Genomic DNA, 22099 nt, shown 5'->3' on the forward strand with positions numbered 1-22099 from the left:
CTGCGGACAAGTGCTGTGCTGCCGCCGTTCTCACAGGTCATGGAGAACGCTGCGCTCCGGCACCCACGCCTTCCGATACGTTCCGAGGATCTCGATGGTTGGTACCGGTTCGTCTGTTCAACGGCGGCCCGTCTCCGCGCTGATATGGCTGATCTCCCCATTGGTGCTGGCGGTATGCACGGGAGCGGCGGTTTTCGCCGTGACGCCGGATGCCCGCGCCCCGGTGGCCTGGTGCGGATCCGTCGCCACGGTGGCGGTGGCGCTGGCCGCCTCGGAGGCCGCCCGGCGGGGACGGGTGATCGCCGCGCTGCGCCGCCGGTGCTCCGAGCAGGAGGCCACGCTCCGCCACCAGCTCGACGAACACGAGGCGGAGACACGGCGGTTGGCCAAGGAGCTGCTGCCCAAGGCGATCCGCCTGCTCCAGCGGGGCGAGCCGACCGAGGTCGTCCTGCGCCACACCCTGCCGGCCCACGACCTGGAGCCGGGGTACGCGGCCGCGCACCGCTCGGTGCTCAAGTCCGTGATCGAGGCGGTGCAGGCGGAGGAGGGGCTGCGTGACTCCGCGCAGCGCGCCTTCGTCAACATCGCCCGCCGGGTGCAGGCCATCGTGCACCAACAGGCGTACGACATCCGGGAGATGGAGCACAAGCACGGCAACGACCCCGACGTCTTCGGCGATCTGCTCCACCTCGACCACGGCAACGCCCTGACCGGCAGGCTCGCGGACAGCATCGCGGTGCTGGGCGGCTCCCGCCCCGGCCGCCAGTGGAAGAACGAGATCCCCCTCTACAACGTGCTGCGCGGCGCGATGTCGCGGATCCTGGAGTACCGGCGGGTCGACCTGCACTCGGTGGCGGACGTCGCCGTGGTCGGGGCCGCCGTCGAGCCCGTGATCCACGCGCTGGCCGAGCTGCTGGACAACGCCACCCGCTACTCACCCCCGCAGACCCGGGTGCACCTCACCGCCGTCGACATCCAGTCCGGCATCGCGGTGGAGATCGAGGACGCCGGCGTCGGCCTCACCGACGAGGCCCGCCGCCGCACCGACCGGGTGCTCAACCGCGAGGGCGCCCTGGACCTGGACGACCTCGGCGAGGCGCCGCGGCTGGGTCTGGCGGTGGTCAGCAGGCTCGCCCGCGACTACAACTTCCTGGTGTCGCTGCGGCCCTCCGCCTATGGCGGCGTGCGCGCGGTGCTGGTCATCCCCATGGACCTGATCACCGCGAGCAAGCACCCCGGCGGCGACATCGCGCGCGCGCCCAAGCTTCCTCCCTTCAAGTCCAAGCGGCGGCCCGGCCAGAAGATCCCCGCGCCCGGCCCCGAGGCACCGCCGCCGATGATGGAGCACCTCGTGCCCCCGCCGCTCGGGGACAGCGGGCTGCCCCAGCGCCGCCGGCGCCGCGGCCCCGCGCCGCTCCCCTTCGGCCGGGCGGCCGCCGCCCAGCGGGAGAGGGAGCGGGAGCGGGCCGAGACCGCGCGGCCGGTCCGGCAGGCCGACCCGGAGGAACCCCCCAAGCAGCCCGGCATGTGGCTGGGCGCGTTCACCAGAGGACTCAACGGGGACACCCCGGAGCCGGACGCCACCCGGCCGGACAGTGATACCCCGTCAGACAAGGAAGAGTAGCCAAGTGACGCAGCCGCGGTTCAACATGGACTGGATGCTCAAGGACCTGGCAACCAGTGTTCCGCAGACCCGCCACGTGATCGTGCTGTCCTCGGACGGCCTGCGCATGGCCCAGCACGGCACGGATCCGGACGCCGCGGACCGCCTCGCCGCCGCCTGTGCCGGTCTGCAGAGTCTCTCGACGGCCATCGCCGCGGAATTCCCGCACGGGGACGGGCAGATGCGCCTGGTCGTCATCGAGGTCGACGGCGGATTCTTCTATCTGATGGCCGCCGGGGCCGGAGCGTTCCTGGCGGTGCTGGCCGACGACGACGTCGACGCCGAACTGATGGGCATGCGGATGCGGGACCTGGTGGCCCGCATCGGCTCGCACCTCACCAGCCCGCCGCGGGTCAGTGGGTCCATGACATGACCGGCGCCGGACCCGACCCCGCGACGGCGCCAGGCAGTCCGGACCGGCTGTACATCCTCACTGGCGGTCAGACGCGCGCGGAGAAGAAGGCAGAGCTCGATCTGGTGACGCTGATCGTGTCCCGGACGGAGACCGACCCGGGGCTCCAGCCCGAGCACGCCGCCATTGTCAGGATGTGCGACTACCCCCTGTCGGTCGCCGAGATATCGGCCTATCTGGAGCTGCCCGTCAGCACGCTGACGTTGCTGCTCACGGAGCTGCTGGCCGGCAGCCAGGTGGAGGCCCGGCCGCCGGTGCCGGCGGCCGCGCTGCCCGACGTCCAACTTCTGGAGGCGGTGATGAATGGACTGCAAAGGCTCTGACGCCCGCGGCTCCGACACCCACGCGGGGCCACGCAGCGAGGACGTCCTGCCGGCCTCGGCCACCGCGGCCGTCAAGGTCGTCATCGTCGGCGGGTTCGGGGTCGGCAAGACGACCCTGGTGGGGGCGGTCAGCGAGATCCGTCCGCTGACCACCGAGGAGACGATGACCCAGGCCGGGGTCGGCGTCGACGACCTCGCCGGCATCGAGCACAAGACCGAGACCACCGTGGCCATGGACTTCGGCCGGATCAGCATCAACGAGCAGCTGGTGCTGTATCTGTTCGGCACCCCCGGCCAGGAGCGCTTCTGGTTCCTGTGGAACGGCCTCTTCGAGGGGGCCCTCGGCGCGGTGGTGCTGCTCGACACCCGGCGGCTGGAGGTCAGTTATGACGTGATCGGCCGGCTGGAGGAGCGCGGCGTGCCGTTCGTCGTCGGCGTCAACCGCTTCCCCGAGGCCCCCACCTACCCCATGAACCAGCTGCGGGCCGCGATGGACCTCGACGAGTCCGTGCCCATGGTCGAGTGCGACGCCCGGGACCGGGCCTCCTGCCGCGACACCCTGCTCACCCTCATGCGCTATCTCTACACCCTCACGACCGTCTCCCCGGAGCCCCAGTGAACCTCCCTCCAGAACACTCCCGCGCCGACGCTGCCGTCGTGCCTCCCCCCCAGTGCCCGGCGGCCCACGGCCCGGGCGGCGTCACGCGGCTCTACGGGCCGGAGGCCGAGAGCAACCCCATGGGGCTGTACGAGCGGCTCCGCAAGGAGCACGGCCAGGTGGCGCCCGTCCTGCTGCACGGCGACCTCCCCGCCTGGCTGGTCCTCGGCTACCGCGAGAACCTGGACGTGGCCCGCACCCCCTCGCGGTTCTCCCGCGACGCCCGGCTCTGGCGGGAGTCGCGGGAGGGCCGGCTCACCCCCGAGCACCCGCTGGCGCCGATCGCCACCTGGCAGCCGATCTGCGTCTTCGCCGACGGCCAGCAGCACGAGCGCTGGCGCGGCGCGGTCAACGACAGCATCGCGCGCTTCGACAAGCGCGGGATCCGGCGGTATGTCACGCGCTTCTCCAACGAGCTGGTGGACCGGTTCTGCCGGTCGGGCCGCACGGACCTGGTGCACCAGTTCGCCGAGCAGCTGCCGATGATGGCGATGACGCAGCTGCTCGGCATGCCCGAGGCGTACAGCCCGGAACTGGTCAATGCCGCCCGGGACATGATCAAGGGCACCGAGACGGCGGTCTCCAGCAACGCGTTCGTCCTGGAGACGCTCCGCAAGCTCGTGGCCCGCAAGCACGCGGAGCCGGGGGCCGACTTCACCAGCTGGCTGCTGGAACACCCCTCGGGGCTGACCGACGACGAGGTGATGCAGCACCTGCGGCTGGTGCTGATCGCGGCGTACGAGACCACGGCGAACCTCATCGCCAACACGCTGAAGATGGTGCTCACCGACGTCCGCTTCCGGGCCTCGCTCGCGGGCGGTCACATGACGCTGCCGGACGCGGTCGAGCAGGTGCTGTGGGACGAGCCGCCGTTCATCACCATCCTCGGCCGCTGGGCCACCCAGGACACCGAGCTGGCCGGACAGCACATCAAGCAGGGTGACGCCCTGGTGCTGGGGCTGGCCGCCGCCAACATGGACACGGTGGTCCGCCCCGACCCGGACGCCCCGATCCACGGCAACCGCTCGCACCTGGCCTTCAGCGGGGGCCAGCACGAGTGCCCGGGCCAGGACGTGGGCCGGGCGATCGCCGACACGGGCATCGACGCCCTGCTCCTGCGGCTGCCCGACCTCACGCTGGCGGTGGAGGAGTCCGAGCTGAGGTATTCCTCCGCGCTGATGTCCCGTCATCTGCTGGAGCTGCCGGTCAAGTTCACGCCCCGCGCTCCGGCCCCGCCGGAGGACGCGCGGGACGCCGGTCCGGCGGAGCCGGACCGGGTCGCTCAGCCGGTGCAGCCGGTGGCCACGCCCGCTCCCCCGGCCCACGCCCCGGCGCCGCGGGGGTCGTGGTCGTGGTGGCGGTCGCTGCGGAGCTGGCTGCGGCGCGGATAGGGGTCGGCCTCCAGCTGCTCCCACCACCAGGCGATGGAGGGGATGGGCAGCGGTGCCAGGCTGTCGTCCGAGGGTGCGGACTTCCACCACCGGGCGACGGTCGCGCCGTACGGGTCGGCGTAGCGGGCGCACTCCGAGGCCCAGTCGAGATGGCCCCGGATGAAGTGCGCCAACGCCACCAGATAGCACCGCAGCTCGACCCCGGCCCGCGGCCAGAGCTGATCGCGTAACCGCAGGAAGAGGGTCATGACGCGATCGCGCATCGCCATGGCCTCTTCCTGGGCGCGGGCGGGCTCGCAGTCCCGCTCCTGGGCGAGGACGTCGATCAGGTTGAGGTTGTCACCGGCCCGCTGGATCTCCTTGTTCCGTGAGTAGAAGTCGTTGTCCCAGGCCACGAGGGTCCAGGTCATCTCGGTGAGGGCCCGGACCTCGGGCCGGTCGAGGTCGTGGTCGTCGAGGTCGTAGCCGCCCGCGACGTCCATGAGGGCCGTGGACGGGGCCATCCCGATCGCGCGCATCCACATCGCGGCGTAGTCGCTGAGGGACGGCAGCGCCCGGTCACGGCGGCAGGCCGCCTCCCACACCAGTCCGGACAGATAGGTGCGCATGCCCTCGGTCCAGCGCCGTAGTTGGCGGGAGCTGGCGTGCTCGACCAGCTCCGTGCGGATGGCGCGAAGCGCGGCCGCGTGGGGCGTGTCATCCGGCCACTGCGGCGTGGGTGCCTCCAGGACGCGCATGATGCGCGAGGTGACATGGGCCAGGCCGTGAGCCGTGGCACCGGCCTCGTCGCAGACCGCGTCGTCCAGGGAGAAGAGCACCGAGTGCAGCTTCGCGACCACGCCCAGCGGGCCGACCTGGCCGTAGGGCATGGTCCTGGCGGTCAGGCCGCCGAAGTCGCACCGGACGAGACGCTGCCGTTGATGAGGCGAGGTGTCGAGCTTTCGTTCGAGCATCCAGTCCACCGAGGCGGCGTCGATCTCCCGGAGGCGGGGATGCGCGGCAGGCGGTATCGGGCAGTAGAAGGGCATGCTCTCCAATGGCTGTACTGCGATGCGTTCTCGCACGCCTGTCACGCCGCCTCCCCGGGCCGACCCACAGCGTTCCTGTCCACTTTTGCGCGGTTACCTGCCCATGGTGGACCACGGACAACCCGCTGCACATACCCACTCACACCTTTCCAGCGCGCGACGCAAGGTCCACATTGGACCGTTTTTGATCGAATCAAGCCAAAGGCATTTTCCAGGTGGGTAGGAACGGTTGAATATTGCGCGCCGTTGTCGGGGTTTTTCCCGAGCGGCCCGCACTGTTCGAAGATCCCCGGGATGGCCGGAACTCGCGCACGCGTGGGACGGACGAACGATCGACGATCTCCGGAGCCGGAGGGCCGTCGGGCACAAGGGAGGCACAGGATGGCGATCACACCGTCGGCCGAGCGGCGCACAGCTCTTCTCACCCGCCCCTGGCCGCGCGCGGTCGCTACGGTGCTGGTCGGCGCCCTGCCCGCGCTGACCTTCCCGGTGCCGGCGTGGTGGTGGCTTGCCTATGTGGCCCTTGTGCCGTGGCTGCTGCTGCTCCGCTCGGCCGCCGACGGCCGCCGGGCGGCATTCGAGGGCTGGCTCGGCGGCGCGGGCTTCCTGCTGGCCGTTCATCACTGGCTGCTACCGAGCCTCCATATCTTCATTCTGGTGCTGGCCGCGCTGCTGGGGCTGCTGTGGGCCCCGTGGGGCCTGCTCACCCATCGGCTGCTGAGCGGCTCACCAGGGGCGGGCCGGGCGCTGGCCGCTCTCGCCCTCGTGCCGTCCGGCTGGTTGATGGTCGAACTTGCCCGTTCCTGGGAGTATTTGGGCGGCCCCTGGGGGCTGTTCGGGGCGAGTCAATGGCAGGTCGCACCCGCTTTGAAGGTCGCTTCGGTGGGCGGGATCTGGCTGGTTAGTTTCCTCCTGGTGGCTTTGAACACCGCTGTCACATTGATGATTCGGCCGCTTGGCGCACATACGAGCGGATCGGCCGTGGGCGTGGCGGGGGTGCTCGGGTGCGCACTCTCCGTAACTGCCGTATGGCTGTGGGCCCCTGAGCCACGGAGCGCGGGCAGCGTGCGGATCGCCGTCGTCCAGCCGGGTGTCGTCGCCGGCGATCTGAGCCCGCGGCGGCGCTTCGACCGCGAGGAGGAGCTCACCCGCCAACTGACCGGAAAGCGCGTGGATCTGGTGGTGTGGGGCGAGAGCAGCGTCGGCGAGGACCTGGGCCGCGGCGCCGACCTGCGGAAGCGGCTGGCCGCGCTGTCCCGTACGGTCGGTGCCGAGCTGCTGGTGAACGTCGACGCGCGGCGCTCGGACCGGCCCGGCATCTTCAAGAGCTCCGTGCTGGTCGGGCCGGACGGGCCCACGGGCGATCGCTACGACAAGATGCGGCTGGTGCCGTTCGGGGAGTACGTGCCCGCGCGCTCGCTCCTGGGCTGGGCCACGTCCGTGGGCAAGGCGGCGGGCGAGGACCGCAAGCGGGGCACCCATCAGGTGGTGATGAAGGTGACCACGCGTCAGGGGGTGCTGCGGATCGGGCCGTTGGTGTGCTTCGAGACGGCGTTTCCGGACATGAGCCGGACGCTGGCGGACGACGGCGCGGACGTGCTCGTCGCCCAGTCCTCGACCTCCAGCTTCCAGCACAGCTGGGCTCCGGAGCAGCACGCCTCCCTCGCGTCCTTCCGTGCCGCCGAGAGCTGGCGCCCGATGGTCCACGCGACCCTGACGGGGGTCAGTACGGCGACCGACGCCCGCGGCCGGACCGTGGGCCGCCGCCTGGGTACCGACCGCAGTACGCCGGAGGTCTACGAGCTCCCGCTGGCGCGGGGCACGAGTCCGTACGCGCGCACGGGCGACTGGACGGTGATCGGCTCGGCGGCGTGTGTGGTGGCGTACGTCTGCCTGCGCGTGGTCCGCCGCTTCAGGCGGCCGGGCCGTCCTGCGCGGCCGTGAAGCGGTCCGGGGCGCCCTCCTGGAGGCGGCCGGGCGGGAGCTTGCGGCCGAAGAGGAGCAGGAGGAGGTCCTGAGCCGTGCCGGACACCGGGGCGCCGGCCCCGAAGGACCAGTCGAGGTCCACCGCCCGCAGCTCGACCCCCGCCACGTCCGCGCCGAAGAACTTCGCGCTCTTGGGCGTCGCGCTCTCCAGCAGCACCCGCACCCGGTCCTCGGGCACCCGTCGGCCGAGGCCGAGCGCGACCGTGATGTCCAGGCCGTGGACGACGTCGTGCCCCAGTGCCGCCTCGAAGCCGCCGACCGGCGGCGTCCAGGGGTGGTGGGCGTTGTCCCGGAGGAATCGCGCGAGTTCGCGCGGTGAGAAGCGGGCCGCGTCCTCACGGGCACACCGGTCGGTCATCCGGTGGAGGCCGCCTTGGGCCTTGGCGAGCTGCCACATCACCTGGGGGACGGAATAGCGGAAGCCGAGCGACATATGGGCCGCGACCTCCCGCACCCGCCACCCGGCGCACAGGGAAGGCGCGTCCCACTGCTCGGGCGACAGGCCGTCCAACACGTCGGCGAATTCTCGGCGTTCGGCGGCGATCGCGCTTCTGATGTCCATGTCGCCAAGGGTGTCGGCAGCGCGGGCCGGCGTCCAAGAACGGTTGCTTCTCACGGCCGGCAGCGATCGCTATGGCCGGGCGGGGTTCAGGAGGCGGCCTGCTCCAGTGCGGTCAGGACGATCCGCTCGCACAGTTCGTGGGTGCGCAGGGCGTCGGTCGCGTCGAGCACCGTGCCCGACCGCACCGCGTCCAGGAAGGCGAGCACGCTCTGCTCGATGCCGCGCTGCCGCGCGACCGGCACCCAGTCGCCGCGGCGGCGGACAGTCGGCTGGCCCTTGTGGTCGATCACCTCGGCGAGGTTGACGACCTGCCGCTTGGTGTCCTGGCCGGAGACCTCCAGGATCTCCTCGGTGGAGCCGCTCAGCCGGTTCATGGTGCCGATGGCGGTGAAGCCGTCGCCCGAGAGCTGGAGCACGACGTGCTCCATGAGTCCGTCGCGGACCCTGGCCCGCACGTCGACGTGGTCGACGGTGCCGGGGACGAGGAAGCGCAGGGTGTCGACGACGTGGATGAAGTCGTCGAAGACGAGCGTGCGGGGATCCTCGGCGAGGCCGACGCGGTTCTTCTGCATGAGGACGAGCTCGCGCGGGTGGTCGGCGCACTGCGCGTAGGCGGGCGCGTGCCGCCGGTTGAAGCCGACCGCCAGGCTCACCCCGCGCTCCTGGGCGAGGCGCACGAGCTTCTCGCTGGTGGCGAGGTCGTAGGCGAGCGGCTTGTCCACGTAGACCGGGACGCCGGCGTCGAGGAGGCGGGTGACGATCTCGGGGTGCGCGGCGGTGGCGGCGTGCACGAAGGCCGCGTCGAGACCGGCCGCGAGGAGCCCGTCGAGCGTGGTGTGGCGCCGCTCGCGGGGGACCCGGCAGGAGTCGCCGATCCGGTGGAGGGTGGCCTCGGTGCGGGTGTGGAGGTGGAGCTCCAGCTCCGGCCGGAAGGCGAGAACGGGAAGGTACGCCTTCTCCGCGATGTCTCCGAGTCCGATGCAGCCGACCTTCACAGAGCCTCCTGGGATCGCGATTCCGTTTGAGCAGCATACGGGTGTACGGGTGGCCGCCAGTCGGCCACTCCGTCGAGGCTCCGCAGGGCGAGGCGGGGGCCGACGCGGTTCACCACGGCGACGGCCGCGTCGCGCAGGGCGCAGGCGGGCGCGGAGGAGAGGGCGGTGAGCCGGCCGACGCGGGCGGAGCGGCGGACGACGTCCGTGGTGCGGGGCAGGCGCTGCCCGGTGTAGGCGGGCAGCGCGCGGGCGGGGTCGCTGTCGGCCTCGTCGAGGAGGTGGGCCAGGACCACGGCGTCCTCGACGGCCTGGCAGCCGCCCTGGCCGAGGTGCGGGGTCATGGGGTGGGCGGCGTCGCCGAGCAGCGCGACCCTGCCGCGGTGATAAGCGGGCAGCGGCGCCGCGGAGGTGTGGATGTCGTTGCGCAGCACGGCCGCGGGGTCGGTGGCGGCGAGGATGTCGGGGACGGGGTGGTGCCAGCCGCCGAACAGGCGGCGCAGTGCGGCGAGTTCACCGTCGGGCGCGCGGCTCCCGGCGGGTGCCTTGGCCTGCGCGTAGGCGTAGACGCGCCCGTCGTGCAGCGGGACGGTGCCCCAGAGCAGACCGCGGCCCCAGGTCTCGTGGGCGGGGAAGGGCCGGGCGGGCGGCGGGACGACCATGCGCCAGGCGGTGAGGCCGGTGAAGCGCGGGGCCGGGTGGTGCGGGAAGAGGGTGCCGCGGACGGCGGAGCGTATCCCGTCGGCGCCGACGACGAGGTCGGCCTCCAGGTCACCTTCGGGGGCGGCCACCCTGGCGGGCCGCCCCGGGCCGCCGGGGTCGACGAGCGTGGCGGGGGCGCCGGTGTGCACGGCCCCTTCGGGGAGCCGCGCGGCGAGGAGGGCGACGAGTGCGGCGCGGTGGGCGACGACGACCGGGCCGCCGAAGCGCTCGGCCGCGGCCTCGCCGCTCGTACGGGAGAGCCAGCGGCCGCTCGGCAGACGCAGGCCGCCCTCGGCCCGCCAGGCGGACAGGCCCCGTACGGCGTCGCCCGCGCCGAAGGTGTCGAGGGCCCGCAGGGCGTTGGCGGCCAGGGCGATGCCCGCGCCGACGGGTTCGAGCGACGCGGCGCGTTCGAGCACGGTGACGGTCCAGCCGCGGTGGTGCAGGGCGGCCGCGGCGGTGAGGCCGCCGATGCCGCCGCCGATGACGACCGCGCGGAGTTCGCGCATGATTCCCTCCGTTACTACGGGTGTAGTTGCCGTCAGGTTACTACCGTTGTAGTGATGGCGATAGGTTGGGTCGCATGCCAGTCGAGAAGACCGCCACCGGTCCCGCGCGCGCCCAGCTGATCGCCGACACCGCACTCGCACTGCTCGCCGAGCGCGGCATGCGCGGGCTGACCCATCGTGCCGTGGACGAGGCGGCCGGGCTGCCGCTCGGCTCGACCTCCAACCAGGCGCGCACCCGGCTCGCCCTGCTGGAGGCCGCGGTGCGGCGGCTGGCCCTGCGCGAGAGCGAGGTGCTGGGCCTGCCCGAGCTGCCGGGCCCGGACGCCGGGCGCGAAGCGCTCGCCGAGGCCGTCGCGCTCGCGCTGCACCGCTCGCTGACGGGGCAGCAGGCGCTGCTGATCGCCCGCTACGAGCTGGCGCTGGAGGCGGCCCGGCGGCCCGAGCTGCGGCGGATCTACGACTCGGCGGGCCGCGTCTTCCGCGATCCCCTCACCCGCCTGATGGCCGCGAACGGGTCCCGCGACCCGGAACGGCACGCGCTGTCCCTCGTGGCGTGGTGCGAGGGGATGATGTTCTCCTGCGTCGCCGGGTCCTTCCACACCGACGCCCCGGACCTCGGGCAGCTCCGCGCCGGCGCCGGTGAAATGCTGCGCGGCATGCTGGAGCGATAATCCGTGGCGGCGCCGCGCGCCCGGGCGGAGGATGCCCCCATGACGACCACGAGCGAACGCCCCGAGCCGCCCACCGTCTCCGACGAACGCACCAGTCTGGAGAGCTGGCTCGACTACCACCGCGCGACCCTGGCCCTCAAGTGCGCGGGGCTGGACGACCGGCAGCTGCGCGAGCCCTCGGCGCCGCCCTCGCCGCTGAACCTCATGGGCCTCGTACGGCACATGGCCGAGGTGGAACGCGGCTGGTTCCGGCGCGTGCTCGCCGCCGAACACGAGGCGGGGCCGATCTATTACAGCGACGAGGACCCCGACGGTGACATCCACGTCACCGAGCGGGACACCTGGGAGGAGGCGTACGCCACCTGGCAGGCGGAGATCGCCGCGGCCCGCGAGGCGGCACGCGGCCGCTCCCTCGACGACCGGGGCGTCCACAGCCGCGACGGCGAGGAGTTCGACCTGCGCTGGATCTATACGCACATGATCGAGGAGTACGCCCGCCACAACGGCCACGCGGACCTCATCCGCGAGCGCATCGACGGCGCGACCGGCGACTGAGCGCCGGGGCGGGACCGCCGGTGACACCAGCGCGTCACCCATGCGGGGAATTCCCAACACGCCCGAGCAGGCAGCAGAGTTGACCGAATGCATCGCCTGCCCGCGGCGACCGCCCTGGTGACAGCGGCCCTCGTGGCCGCCACCGGGTGCGTGGCCGTCTCCCCCCAGCCCGCCGGCCACGGCCGAGCGCACTCCCTCTCCCGCCCCGGCGGGCCGATCGGCCCGGGCCGGCCCCGCGAGGCCCTGATCGACATCGGATCGGACGCCTCGGGCGGCCCGCCGGGCGGCCCCTCACGGGACCCGGCCTCCCACGCGCCACCGGGGACACCCGCGGACGGCTGGAGCCCCGGAGAACCCAGGCCCCCCAGGGACCCCGCCGACCCGGCACCGGCGGACCCGGCCGCCCCCCGGGCGCCGGCGGACCGTCCGCCCGCCTCGCACGACTCCCGGCCCTCGGAGCCGGCGAAGAGCCCGCCGCGGAACTCCTCGTCCCCGTCGCGCGGTACAGGCCCGGCCGAGACCTCCGGGCGCCCGCCGGAGCAGCCGAGCCGGCCCGGCCCCGCCGGCGAGGACTCCCCCCTCCCCCGCAATCCGCCGCAGGCACCCCCCGCCGCCGGCCGCGCCGCCGAACCCCGGCCGGCGGCACCGCCCCGGAGCTCCGGCGGCGGCGTCTGCTCACTCGGGCGCACCTACGGCCACTGGGAGCAGGGCAGCGACGCCTCGCGCATCTGCGGCCAGGTGTACGGGCACTGACGCCCGGCGAGGAGCCCGCGCCTGCGGGCACGGCCTCCTCGCGGCCGCCGGGTCAGACGGCGAGGTCGGGGATCCGCCAGGAGATCGGCTCGTGGCCCTGGGCCGCGACCGCCTCGTTGATCTGGGTGAAGGGGCGGCTGCCGAAGAACTTCTTCGCCGACAGCGGCGAGGGGTGGGCGCCCTTGACGACGGTGTGCCGCGTCTCGTCGATCAGGGGGAGCTTCTTCTGGGCGTAGTTGCCCCACAGCACGAAGACGGCCGGGTCGGGCCGGGAGGCCACCGCGCGGATGACCGCGTCGGTGAACTTCTCCCAGCCCTTGCCCTTGTGGGAGTTGGGCTCGCCGCCGCGGACGGTGAGGACCGCGTTGAGCAGCAGCACGCCCTGCTCGGCCCACGGCATCAGGAAGCCGTTGTCCGGCACCTCGTGGCCGAGCTCCTCGCGCATCTCCTTGTAGATGTTCCGCAAAGAGGGCGGGGTCTTCACGCCGGGCCGGACGGAGAAGCACAGGCCGTGCCCCTGCCCCGCGCCGTGGTAGGGGTCCTGGCCGAGGATGAGGACCTTCACCCGGTCGTACGGCGTGGCCTCCAGCGCGGCGAAGACCTCGCCGCGCGGCGGATAGACCGGCGCCTTCGCCCGCTCCTCCTCGACGAAGTCGGTGAGCTCCTTGAAATAGGGCTTTTCCAGCTCCTCGCCGAGGACTTCGCGCCAGGACTCGGGCAGCATGTCGGTGACGGTCACGCCAACAACCTCCGGGGTTCGTTCCACTCTCGACGGAGAACCTACCGGCGACCACTGACAACGTCTGACGCCCGGCCCCCCGGAGAGGGCCGGGAGCCGGTCAGAATCCCGCGTTGAGCAGGATTCCGCCGTCCATCACGAGCGTCTGCCCGGTGATCCACCCCGCGGCGTCGGAGAGCAGGAAGGCGGCCGCGCCCCCGATGTCCTCCGGAACCCCCAGCCGTCCGAGCGGGTAGGAGGCGACGGCCTCCGCCTCGCGCCCCTCGTAGAGGGCGGCGGCGAACTTGGTCTTCACCACCGCCGGGGCGATGGCGTTGACCCGCACGCCCGGCGCCATCTCGTGCGCGAGCTGGAGCGTGAGGTTGACCATGGCGGCCTTGCTGATGCCGTACGCGCCGACGAACGGCGAGGCGCCCAGGCCGGCGACGGAGGCGATGTTGACGATCGCCCCGCCGTTCTCCTTCTGCCACGCCTTCCAGGTCTGCTGGGCGAAGCCGAGCGCCGAGATGACATTGGTCTCGAAGACCTTCCGGGCGACCGCGAGGTCGAGGTCGGCGATCGGACCGAACACCGGGTTCGTACCGGCGTTGTTGACGAGGTGGTCGACGCGCCCGAAGGTCTCCATCGCGCGCTCCACGGCGGCGGCCTGGTGGGCCTCGTCGTGGGCCTTGCCCGCCACGCCGATCACGCGGTCGGCGCCGAGGGACTCGACGGCGGCCTTGAGGGCGTCCTCGTTGCGCCCGGTGATGACGACCCGGTCGCCGCGGGCGACCAGCGCCTCGGCGATGCCGTAGCCGATGCCGCGGCTGGCGCCGGTGACCAGCGCGACCTTTCCGCTGTCCTGCACGGTCATGTGTCCGTCCTCCCCCGTCAGTTGAGCGGTCCGCCGGCCACGTACAGCACCTGGCCGGAGACGAAGCCGGCCTGCTCGCCGGTGAAGAAGGCGACGGCGTTGGCGATGTCCGCGGGCTCGCCGACGCGCTGCACGGGGATCTGGCTCGCCGCCGCGGTCTTGAAGTCCTCGAAGCCCATGCCGACGCGGGCCGCGGTGGCGGCGGTCATGTCGGTGGCGATGAAGCCGGGCGCGACGGAGTTGGCGGTGACGCCGAACTTGCCGAGCTCCTTGGCGAGCGTCTTGGTGAAGCCCTGCATGCCGGCCTTGGCGGCGGCGTAGTTGGCCTGCCCGCGGTTGCCGAGCGCCGAGCTGCTGGAGAGGTTGACGATGCGGCCGAAGCCCGCGTCGACCATGTGCTTCTGACAGGCGCGCGACATCAGGAACGCGCCGCGCAGGTGCACGTTCATGACGGTGTCCCAGTCGTCCTCGCTCATCTTGAACAGCAGGTTGTCTCGGAGGACACCGGCGTTGTTGACGAGGATCACCGGGGCGCCGAGCCCGGCCGCGACACGGGCGACGGCGGCCTCGACCTGGGCGGCGTCGGAGACGTCGCAGCCGACGGCGAGGGCCTTGCCGCCCGCCGCCGTGATCTTCTCCACGGTGTCCGCGCAGGCCGCCTCGTCGAGGTCGAGGACGGCGACCGCCCGGCCCTCCTCGGCCAGCCGGACGGCGGTCGCCGCGCCGATGCCACGGGCCGCGCCCGTGACAACGGCTACGCGCTGCTCGGTGGTGGACATGCGGGGCTCTCCTCACCTCGGAAACGTCGACGGCGCCGAGGGGCCCCGGCGGACCGCCCGCCCGCGCCGGCGGGTGAGCGACCGCTTAGTACCTTCGGCGGATCAGACGCTAGAAGCCCCGCCACCCGCTGTCAACGCCTCGTCGCTCACCTGACCAGCAGGTCGAGGAGGCGTTCCGGCTCGCATTCCGGGTCCGCGGTGAGGCCGGTGTGCACCGGGCCGGGCTGCACGACGGTGCTGCGCGGGGCGATCAGCCAGCGGAAGCGCCGCCCCGGATCGTCACCGGCGGCCTGTCCGGCCCGCTCCCCGCCGAGGCAGACGCCCTCGACGGCGCCCAGCGCGGCCCGTACGCCCGCGACGTCGGCCGTCGGGTCCAGGGCCAGCAGCCGCGCCTCGTCGAGGTGGACGCGGGCGGCGACGAAGGACTTCGCCTGGCAGTAGACGACGACCCCGGCGTTGATCAGCTCACCCCGCTCGACGCGGGGGACGACGCGCAGCAGCGCGTATTCGAAAACGTCACGTCCGTTGTGGCGCCCGGTCATGTCCCGGCCCTTCCGTCGAGCCTGACACGCACCCACTCCGGCGCCTGCGAGGGCTTGTTCTTGCTGCGTTCGCCCACGGTGGTGCGGTCGCCGATCGAGGCGGCGCGCTCCAGCAGCACCTCCACGTAGGCGCGGCGCACGGCGTCCGGGCCGTCGAAGCCCGGCTCGTCCACGAGCCACTCGTCGGGCACGTCGGCGGCGACCTCCGTCAGCAACTCCTCGGTGACCCGCGGGGCGAGGGCGGCCGTGGCGGCGGCGAGGTCCGGGCCGAAGGAGGCGAGGACGTGGTCGGAGGCGTCGTACGCCCTGGCCGCCGCGGCCCGCGCGCTCGGCCAGTTGTGGTGCCAGATCATGGTGGCGCCGTGGTCGATGAGCCACATCCGGCCGTGCCACACCAGCAGGTTGGGGTTGCGCCAGGAGCGGTCGACGTTGTTGATGAGCGCGTCGAACCACACCACGCGCCCGGCCTCGGCCGCGTCGACCTCGAAGGCCAGCGGGTCGAAGCCGAGGGCGCCGGGCAGGAAGTCCATGGCGAGGTTGAGCCCGCCGCTGGCCTTGAGCAGCCCCTGCACCTCCTGGTCCGGCTCGCCCCGGCCGATGACCGGGTCGAGCTGGATCCGCGCCAGGTCGGGCACGCGCAGCCCGAGGGCGCGGCCGAGCAGGCCGCAGATCACCTCGGCGACCAGCGTCTTGCGGCCCTGTCCGGCGCCGGTGAACTTCATGACGTACGTACCGAGATCGTCGGCCTCGACGATGCCGGGGAGCGAGCCACCCTCACGCAAGGGCGTGACATAGCGGGTGGCGATGACTTCGGGGAGCATTGCCCCAGGCTACTGCGGTGCCGGGGCAAATCCGGTCGCGCCCGCGGGCCGCCCCTGCCAGGGTGCCCGCCATGGACCTCTCCGCCTTCCCCCGCCGCTTCGCCCTCAGCCGGCGCTTCTCGCTCGGCGCGCCGGGGCACTTCACCGTCTCCCCGGACGGCGACCGCGTCGTGTTCACCCGCACGCGCGGCGGCCTGGACCCGCTCGGCGAGCTGTGGCTGTACGAGGGCGGGCGGGAACGGCTGCTCGCCTCGCCGGAGGTGACGGACGGCCCGCTGCCGGAGGCGGAGCGCGTCCGGCGGGAGCGGGCCCGCGAACGGTCGGAAGGCATCGTGTCGTACGCGACGGACCGGGACGTCCGCCTGGTCGTCCACACCGTGGGCGGCGCGCTCCACGCGGTCCGTACGTCCGGCGGGCCGTCCTTCCCCCTGCCGGCGGCGGGCCCCGCGGTGGATCCCCGGCCCTCGCCGGACGGCCGCCACGTCGCCTACGTCAGTGACGGCGCGCTGCGCGTGATGTCCCTGGACGGCACCGAGCGGCTGTGCCTCGCGCCGGAGGCGCCCGAGGTGACCTACGGCCTGGCCGAGCACGCCGCCGCCGAGTCGATGGGGCGGCGGCGCGGCTACTGGTGGGCGCCCGACGGCAGCGCCCTGCTCGTCGCCCGCGTGGACCCCACGCCCATGCCCCTGTGGCACCTCGGCGACCCGGCCGACCCGGCGAGGCCGCCCCGGGCGTTCCGCTATCCGGCGGCGGGCACCGCCAACGCCGAGGTCACCCTCCATGTGGTGACGCCGGACGGCGGGCGCGCGGAAGTGACGTGGGACCGCGCGGCGTTCGAGTATCTGGCCACGGCCCACTGGGACGCCCACGGCCCGGTGATCAGCGTGCAGAGCCGCGACCAGCGGCGGCTGCTCGTGCTGGCCGTCGATCCGGGTACGGGCGCGACGCGCCCGCTGTGGCAGCGGCACGACCCGGCGTGGGTCGAGCTGGTGCCCGGCACCCCGGCCCGTACGGCCTCCGGCACACCGGTCGCTCCCTGGGAGGAGGGCGGCACCAGGGGGCTGGCGATCGGCGGATTCCGCACGCCGGAGGGCCTCCAGCTCGCCGAGGTGCTCGGGACGGACGGCGAGCGCGTCCTCTTCACCGCCTGGGACGGGCCGTTCGAGCGGCATGTGTACACGTACGAGCCACAGGCCGGCCTCACCCGGCTCAGCCGGGAGCCCGGGACGCACACCGCGGCCATGGGCGGGCCCACGGTGGTGCTCGACAGCCAGACCCCGGCCGGGCACACGGTGACGGTCCTTCGCGACGGCGCTCCCGTCGGCGGACTCCGCTCCCTGGTCGCCGATCCGCTGGTCACGCCGCGCCCGGAGTTCCTGACGCTCGGCGGACGGGAGCTGCCCGGCACGCTCTTCCTGCCGTCCTGGCACGAGCCCGGCACGCGGAAGCTGCCGGTGCTGCTGTTCCCTTATGCCGGCCCGGGGTCGCGGCTGGCCGTGCGGGCGCGGACGTGGGCGGCGTGCGTCGCGCAGTGGTTCGCCGACCAGGGCTTCGCCGTGCTCACGGTGGACGGCCGGGGGACGCCGGGGCGCGGGCCGGTGTGGGAGAAGGCCGTCCGCGGCGACCAGCTGACGCCCGTGCTGGAGGACCAGATCGACGCTCTGCGGGCGGCCGCCGCGCACTGCCCGGACCTGGACCTGGGCCGGGTGGGCATCCGGGGCTGGTCGTTCGGCGGCACGCTGGCCGCGGCCGCGGTCCTCAGGCACCCGGAGGTCTTCCACGCGGCGGTCTCCGGCGCGGCCCCGAGCGATCAGCGGCTGTACGACACGCACTGGAAGGAGCGGTTCCTGGGCCATCCGGACGAGGAGCCGGAGAACTACGCCCGCTCCTCGACGATCCACGACGCGCCGCTGCTGAGCAGGCCGCTGCTGCTGATCCACGGCCTGGCGGACGACAACGTGACCGCGGCCCACACGCTGCGGATGTCCGCCGCGCTGCTGGCGGCGGGCAGGCCGCACACGGTGCTGCCGTTGTCGGGGGCGACTCATATGGCGGGCGGCGGCACAGCCGGGCAGTTGCTGCTGTTCGAGATGAACTTCCTGAGAAACGCTCTGAACAGTTGAACACGGCCGCCATCGGGGCCGTATGACTCCAGGGAACCGACAAGCCCAGAGGAGCGAACATGACGCATACGTCACCGGTCCGGTCCGGCGCGAGCCGTCGTACCGTCGTCGCGGCAGCCGGGGTCTCCGGCCTCGTGGCCGCGCTCGCCGCGTGCGGCTCGGACGGCACATCCGACGACAGGCAGAGCGCCTCGGCACCGGGGTCCTCCGAGGCGCCGGGCGCCTCGGATGCGTCGGCGAGCGCCCCCGGAGCCTCAGACGCCTCCTCCTCGGGGGCGGCCGGGGCCCTGGCGAAGACCGCCGACATCCCGGTGGGCGGCGGGAAGGTCTTCGCGGACAGCAAGGTGGTGGTGACCCAGCCCGCGAAGGGTGAGTTCAAGGCGTTCTCGGCGATCTGCACGCACGAGGGCTGCCTGGTGCGCGACGTCTCGGGCGGCACCATCAGCTGCCCGTGCCACGGCAGCAAGTTCAGCGCCGAGGACGGCAGCGTGCGGCACGGCCCGGCGCACAAGCCCCTGCCCGCGGAGCGGGTCACCGTGCGAGGGGACACGATCCACCTGGCGTGATCAGCCCGTGCGCCGGGGGCGGTGCCACTCACGCAGGAGCTCCCCGGTGGTGGTGAGGCCGGCGACGAGCGCGAGGGTGTGGCGGATCATCGCGGCCGTGTAGTCGGCGGGCACCCCGGCGATGGCGTCGGTGGGAACGACGGCGGTGTAGCCGAGGTTGACGGCGTCGAAGGCGGCGTTGGGGATCGCGACGTTCGCCGAGACTCCGGTGATCACGAGGGTGCGGCAGCCGAGGTTGCGCAGCAGCGCGTCGAGGCCCGTACCGGCGAGGGGCGAGAGCCCGTGCAGCCGCCGTACGACGAGGTCCGCGTCGCCGACCGGTATCGGGTCGGCGACGCGGACCGCCGTGCTGCCTGCCAACTGCTGTACGGGCAGCCGCTCGGCGGCGCGCAGCAGCGGTGCGTTGTGCCCGGCGCCGCGGCCGTCGGGGCGCCGCTCGGCGAGGGCGTGCACGACCTGGATGTCCGCGGCGTGCGCGGTGGCCACCAGGCGGGCGATGTTGGCGAGTGCGCCGGAGGTGCGGGCGGCGGCGGCGAGTTCGGGCAGGGCGCTCTCGGGCCCTATGACGCCACGCTGGCATTCGACGGTGAGCAACACGGTCTCGGACGGCACGGTGGGCTCCCATACGGAGGCGGGGTCGGGTCGGTGCTGCCGCGATTCTCCCCGCTGCCGCGCGGATCCGCGGGAAGAGGGGGTCCCTGCGCGGGGGTCGTCACGGAGACCGGCGGGAAAGAGGGCCGCCGCCCATTGCGCGGAATCGCCAGGGACCGCAGGATTTCTGATGACCCGTCAGTAGAGCGAAGGGGCAGACCCATGGCCACCGCCCAACGCCGAGGCCGCCGCGTCATGATGACGCGCGCCGAGCTGGACGCCTTCCTCGCGGAACAGCGCACCTGCCGGGTGGCGACCCTCGGCCCTCAGGGGCACCCTCACGTCACCCCTCTGTGGTTCGTCTGGGACGGGCACGCCCTCTGGCTGTACTCCCTCGTGCGCAGCCGCCGCTGGGCCGAGCTCCGGCGCGACGCCCGCATGGCGGTGGTGATCGACGACGGCGAGGCGTACGGAGAGCTGCGCGGGGCCGAGCTCAGCGGGACGGCGGAATGCGTCGGCGAGGCGCCGCGCACGGGGCTTGCCTGCCCCGAACTCGACGCACCGGAAGCCCTGTTCGCGGCGAAGCACTTCGGCTTGCCGGCCATGCCGCACGACGGCCGCCACGCCTGGCTGCGGCTGGTCCCGAAGACGCTGGCGTCCTGGGACTTCCGCAAGCTGCCGCACGGCTGACCCGGCCCCTGCGGAGCCGGGACCTCACGCCTGCCCGGAGACCTTCTCCCCCACGGTGCGCAGCGCGTCGACGGCCGCGCGGATCGAGGGCCTGCGGTCGGCGTCGGCGCGCCAGATCGCGTAGACGTGGCGGCGCATGGTGTGCCGCACGGGCAGCACGCGCACGCCTTCCGGCACGGGCCCCCGGCCGAGGCGGGGCGCGATGCCCACCCCGAGCCCGGCCGCGATCAGCGCGAGCTGGGTGGGGTGCTCCTCGGCCATGTGGGAGATGCGCGGCTCGACGCCCTTGCCGCGCAGCGTGAGCATCAGCCAGTCGTGGCAGAACTCGCCGTCGGGCCAGGAGATCCACTCGTCGTCGGCGAACTCCTCCAGCTCCACCTCCCGCCGCCCGGCGAGCGGGTGGCCGGCCGGCACCGCGACGTCGGCGAGGTCGTCGAGGAGGGGCGCCTTGGCCAAGCCCTCCGGCATGGGCAGCGGCTTGTTGTACCAGTCGAGGACGACCGCGAGGTCGATGTCACCGCGCACCACGCGCGGCACCGCGCTGTCGGGGTCCATCTCGGTCAGCCGCGCGCGCAGCTGGGGGTGGGCCTCGCGCAGCTCGGCGAGCGCGGCGGGGAAGAGGCCGCGGGCCGCGGTGGGGAAGGCGCCGACCAGCAGTTCGCCGACGGCCTGACCGCGCTGGGCCTCCAGGTCGGCCTGGGCGAGCTCGACCTGCGAGAGGATCCGCGAGGCGTGGTCGGCGAGCAGCCGGCCGGCGTCGGTGAGGCGCACACCGCGGCCCTGCTTGGCCAGCAGCTGCTGGCCGGTCTCCCGCTCCAGCTTGGCGAGCTGCTGCGACACGGCGGACGTCGTCACATGGAGGCCGTCCGCCGCGCCACTGACGGAGCCATGGCGGGCGACGGCGCTGAGGGTACGCAGGCGGTCCAGGTTCAACATATAAGCGATGCTACGCGATGGTGTTCGTTTTTATTTGCTTGTTCTAATCCGTCGCGTCGCTCATTGTTGTGCACATGCGCACCGTGACCACCACCACTCCCGCCTCCTCCACGCCCTCCGCACCCCCGGCCGCCGCCTCCTCGCCCGCGGCTTCTTCGAGCAGGACGGCTCCCGGCCGACGGGGCCGCCCCGGCGTGGACTGGAGGATCCGGTTCGGCGCGCTCGCCCTCATCTGGGGGTGCAGCTTCCTGTTCATCAAGGTGGGCACCGACGGCTTCGCGCCCCTCTACGTCTCGCTGGGCCGCATGCTGTTCGGCACGGCCGTGCTCGGCGTGGCGCTGGCCGTCAAGCGGGAGCGGCTGCCCCGCGGCGCCCGCACCTGGGCCCACCTCACGGTCGCCGCGTTCCTGCTCAACGCGCTGCCGTTCACGCTGTTCGCCTACGCCGAGCTGAGCATCCCCTCCACCCTGGCGGGCATCTGCAACGCCACGACCCCGCTCTGGGGCATGGTGCTCTCCCTCGTCGCGCTGTCCGAGGACCGGCCCACCCGGCGCCGCTTCGCCGGGCTGGGGATCGGCTTCCTCGGCGTGCTCACCGTGCTCGGCGCCTGGCAGGGCTTCTCCGGTCAGGACCCCGCGGGCACGGTGATGGCGCTGATCGCCTCGGCCAGCTACGCGGTCGGCTGGATCTACGTGCGCCGGACCCTCTCCGCCACCGGCGGCTCCCACCTCTCGACGGCCGGCGGCCAGCTCCTCCTCGGCACCGTCCAACTCGCCGTCGTGGCCCCGCTGGTGAGCCCCCTGCCGACCTCCTTCCCCGCCGTGTCGGTGCTGGCGATCTTCGCGCTCGGCGCGCTGGGCACCGGGGTCGCCTTCCTCGTGCAGTACGGGCTGGTGGCCGAGGTGGGGCCGACGACCGCGACCCTGACGACGTACTTCACCCCGGTCGTCGCCACGGTGGCGGGCGTCGCCCTTCTCGGCGAGCGGCTCTCCTGGAACACCCCGGTCGGCGCCCTCGTCGTGCTGGCCGGTGCGGCGCTCACCCAGAGCAAGCCCAGGCGGAAGACCGGCCAGGGCTGAGCCCCAGGGCAGCGGAAGGCCGACCGGGGGTCGAACCCCAGGGCGCGGGCGCCGTCAGTCGTAACGCCCGTAGCGCCCCGCCCGGACCGGGGGGGGGGGGGGGGGGGGGGGGGGGGGGGGGGGGGGGGGGGGGGGGGGGGGGGGGGGGGGGGGGGGGGGGGGGGGGGGGGGGGGG

General features: G+C 73.4%; 24 protein-coding genes. 13 read left to right on the top strand and 11 right to left on the bottom strand.

Translation table 11 applies throughout. The annotated features are described in order from the left end of the window. Positions 1–94 precede the first annotated feature (94 nt). The 5 genes from ACZ4A5_RS07965 to ACZ4A5_RS07985 are packed head-to-tail and all read left to right on the top strand — an operon-like array spanning position 95 to position 4447. Entirely contained in the window at positions 95–1624 is a 1530-nt protein-coding gene (locus ACZ4A5_RS07965) for an ATP-binding protein (protein WP_467579656.1), read from the top strand. Positions 1625–1649: 25 nt separating this feature from the next. Further along, positions 1650–2036 carry a roadblock/LC7 domain-containing protein gene (locus tag ACZ4A5_RS07970; RefSeq protein WP_390750684.1) on the top strand — a complete coding sequence of 129 codons (387 nt, stop codon included), beginning with the start codon at positions 1650–1652 and terminating at the stop codon, positions 2034–2036. Beyond that, positions 2033–2398, top strand: a complete 366-nt coding sequence (locus ACZ4A5_RS07975; protein ID WP_398874227.1) for a DUF742 domain-containing protein — start codon at positions 2033–2035, stop codon at positions 2396–2398. The genes ACZ4A5_RS07970 and ACZ4A5_RS07975 overlap by 4 nt, the downstream gene beginning before the upstream one ends. Further along, positions 2379–3017, top strand: a complete 639-nt coding sequence (locus ACZ4A5_RS07980) for a GTP-binding protein (protein WP_467579661.1) — start codon at positions 2379–2381, stop codon at positions 3015–3017. The genes ACZ4A5_RS07975 and ACZ4A5_RS07980 overlap by 20 nt, the downstream gene beginning before the upstream one ends. A 38-nt stretch (positions 3018–3055) precedes the next feature. Beyond that, entirely contained in the window at positions 3056–4447 is a 1392-nt protein-coding gene (locus tag ACZ4A5_RS07985) for a cytochrome P450 (RefSeq protein ID WP_467579664.1), read from the top strand. Here ACZ4A5_RS07985 and ACZ4A5_RS07990 read toward each other — a convergent pair. Next, positions 4339–5520, bottom strand: coding sequence for a terpene synthase family protein (locus ACZ4A5_RS07990; protein ID WP_467579667.1), 1182 nt, complete (start codon positions 5518–5520; stop codon positions 4339–4341). The two genes, ACZ4A5_RS07985 and ACZ4A5_RS07990, sit on opposite strands and share 109 nt — an antisense overlap. Positions 5521–5856: 336 nt before the next feature. On the opposite strand from ACZ4A5_RS07990, the gene lnt reads away from it, so the two are divergent. After that, positions 5857–7419: an apolipoprotein N-acyltransferase gene (gene lnt, locus ACZ4A5_RS07995; protein WP_467579670.1), complete on the top strand. Its 1563-nt coding sequence runs from the start codon at positions 5857–5859 to the stop codon at positions 7417–7419. On the opposite strand, the gene ACZ4A5_RS08000 is transcribed toward lnt, so the two are convergent. The 3 genes from ACZ4A5_RS08000 to ACZ4A5_RS08010 form a co-directional block, all read right to left on the bottom strand. Next, on the bottom strand, positions 7388–8023 hold the full coding sequence (locus tag ACZ4A5_RS08000; protein WP_467579673.1) for a maleylpyruvate isomerase family mycothiol-dependent enzyme: 636 nt from the start codon (positions 8021–8023) through the stop codon (positions 7388–7390). The two genes, lnt and ACZ4A5_RS08000, sit on opposite strands and share 32 nt — an antisense overlap. 86 nt (positions 8024–8109) lie before the next feature. Next, complete coding sequence (locus tag ACZ4A5_RS08005; protein WP_467579676.1) at positions 8110–9018, bottom strand: Gfo/Idh/MocA family protein; 909 nt, start codon at positions 9016–9018, stop codon at positions 8110–8112. Continuing rightward, positions 9015–10226, bottom strand: a complete 1212-nt coding sequence (locus ACZ4A5_RS08010) for an FAD-dependent monooxygenase (RefSeq protein WP_467579681.1) — start codon at positions 10224–10226, stop codon at positions 9015–9017. Before ACZ4A5_RS08010 ends, ACZ4A5_RS08005 begins: the two co-directional genes overlap by 4 nt. Positions 10227–10300: 74 nt before the next feature. Between ACZ4A5_RS08010 and ACZ4A5_RS08015 the strand changes: the two genes are divergently transcribed. The 3 genes from ACZ4A5_RS08015 to ACZ4A5_RS08025 all read left to right on the top strand — a co-directional run bounded on the left by ACZ4A5_RS08015 (position 10301) and on the right by ACZ4A5_RS08025 (position 12205). After that, entirely contained in the window at positions 10301–10897 is a 597-nt protein-coding gene (locus ACZ4A5_RS08015) for a TetR/AcrR family transcriptional regulator (RefSeq protein ID WP_467579685.1), read from the top strand. Between the two features lie 39 nt (positions 10898–10936). Then, complete coding sequence (locus tag ACZ4A5_RS08020) at positions 10937–11452, top strand: DinB family protein (protein WP_467579688.1); 516 nt, start codon at positions 10937–10939, stop codon at positions 11450–11452. An 87-nt stretch (positions 11453–11539) separates the two neighbouring features. Beyond that, positions 11540–12205 (top strand): hypothetical protein, encoded by a 666-nt coding sequence (locus ACZ4A5_RS08025; RefSeq protein ID WP_467579691.1) that lies wholly within the window; start codon positions 11540–11542, stop codon positions 12203–12205. Between the two features lie 52 nt (positions 12206–12257). On the opposite strand, the gene ACZ4A5_RS08030 is transcribed toward ACZ4A5_RS08025, so the two are convergent. The 5 genes from ACZ4A5_RS08030 to ACZ4A5_RS08050 all read right to left on the bottom strand — a co-directional run bounded on the left by ACZ4A5_RS08030 (position 12258) and on the right by ACZ4A5_RS08050 (position 15939). Continuing rightward, positions 12258–12944 (bottom strand): uracil-DNA glycosylase, encoded by a 687-nt coding sequence (locus tag ACZ4A5_RS08030; protein WP_467579694.1) that lies wholly within the window; start codon positions 12942–12944, stop codon positions 12258–12260. A 100-nt stretch (positions 12945–13044) separates the two neighbouring features. Continuing rightward, positions 13045–13797: an SDR family oxidoreductase gene (locus tag ACZ4A5_RS08035; RefSeq protein WP_390750600.1), complete on the bottom strand. Its 753-nt coding sequence runs from the start codon at positions 13795–13797 to the stop codon at positions 13045–13047. A 17-nt stretch (positions 13798–13814) separates the two neighbouring features. Further along, entirely contained in the window at positions 13815–14576 is a 762-nt protein-coding gene (gene fabG, locus ACZ4A5_RS08040; RefSeq protein ID WP_398874251.1) for a 3-oxoacyl-ACP reductase FabG, read from the bottom strand. Positions 14577–14722: 146 nt separating this feature from the next. Beyond that, positions 14723–15118 carry a DUF3037 domain-containing protein gene (locus ACZ4A5_RS08045; protein WP_361524049.1) on the bottom strand — a complete coding sequence of 132 codons (396 nt, stop codon included), beginning with the start codon at positions 15116–15118 and terminating at the stop codon, positions 14723–14725. After that, positions 15115–15939: a HipA family kinase gene (locus ACZ4A5_RS08050; protein WP_467579700.1), complete on the bottom strand. Its 825-nt coding sequence runs from the start codon at positions 15937–15939 to the stop codon at positions 15115–15117. The genes ACZ4A5_RS08045 and ACZ4A5_RS08050 overlap by 4 nt, the downstream gene beginning before the upstream one ends. 71 nt (positions 15940–16010) lie before the next feature. Between ACZ4A5_RS08050 and ACZ4A5_RS08055 the strand changes: the two genes are divergently transcribed. Continuing rightward, positions 16011–18062 (top strand): alpha/beta fold hydrolase, encoded by a 2052-nt coding sequence (locus tag ACZ4A5_RS08055; RefSeq protein ID WP_467579703.1) that lies wholly within the window; start codon positions 16011–16013, stop codon positions 18060–18062. Positions 18063–18121: 59 nt separating this feature from the next. Next, positions 18122–18628 (top strand): Rieske (2Fe-2S) protein, encoded by a 507-nt coding sequence (locus tag ACZ4A5_RS08060; RefSeq protein WP_467579706.1) that lies wholly within the window; start codon positions 18122–18124, stop codon positions 18626–18628. Here the strand turns inward: ACZ4A5_RS08060 and ACZ4A5_RS08065 are convergent, their stop codons facing one another. Continuing rightward, positions 18629–19240: a cysteine hydrolase family protein gene (locus ACZ4A5_RS08065; protein WP_467579709.1), complete on the bottom strand. Its 612-nt coding sequence runs from the start codon at positions 19238–19240 to the stop codon at positions 18629–18631. 201 nt (positions 19241–19441) lie between these two features. Here ACZ4A5_RS08065 and ACZ4A5_RS08070 point away from each other — a divergent pair, with 201 nt between their 5' ends. Further along, positions 19442–19909, top strand: coding sequence for a pyridoxamine 5'-phosphate oxidase family protein (locus ACZ4A5_RS08070; RefSeq protein ID WP_467579712.1), 468 nt, complete (start codon positions 19442–19444; stop codon positions 19907–19909). 24 nt (positions 19910–19933) lie between these two features. Here the strand turns inward: ACZ4A5_RS08070 and ACZ4A5_RS08075 are convergent, their stop codons facing one another. Beyond that, positions 19934–20845: a LysR substrate-binding domain-containing protein gene (locus tag ACZ4A5_RS08075; protein ID WP_467579715.1), complete on the bottom strand. Its 912-nt coding sequence runs from the start codon at positions 20843–20845 to the stop codon at positions 19934–19936. Between the two features lie 74 nt (positions 20846–20919). Here ACZ4A5_RS08075 and ACZ4A5_RS08080 point away from each other — a divergent pair, with 74 nt between their 5' ends. Next, positions 20920–21924, top strand: coding sequence for a DMT family transporter (locus ACZ4A5_RS08080; protein WP_467579718.1), 1005 nt, complete (start codon positions 20920–20922; stop codon positions 21922–21924). The last annotated feature ends 175 nt before the right edge of the window (positions 21925–22099 follow it).

It is taken from the genome of Streptomyces sp. NPDC025618 (assembly GCF_055558795.1).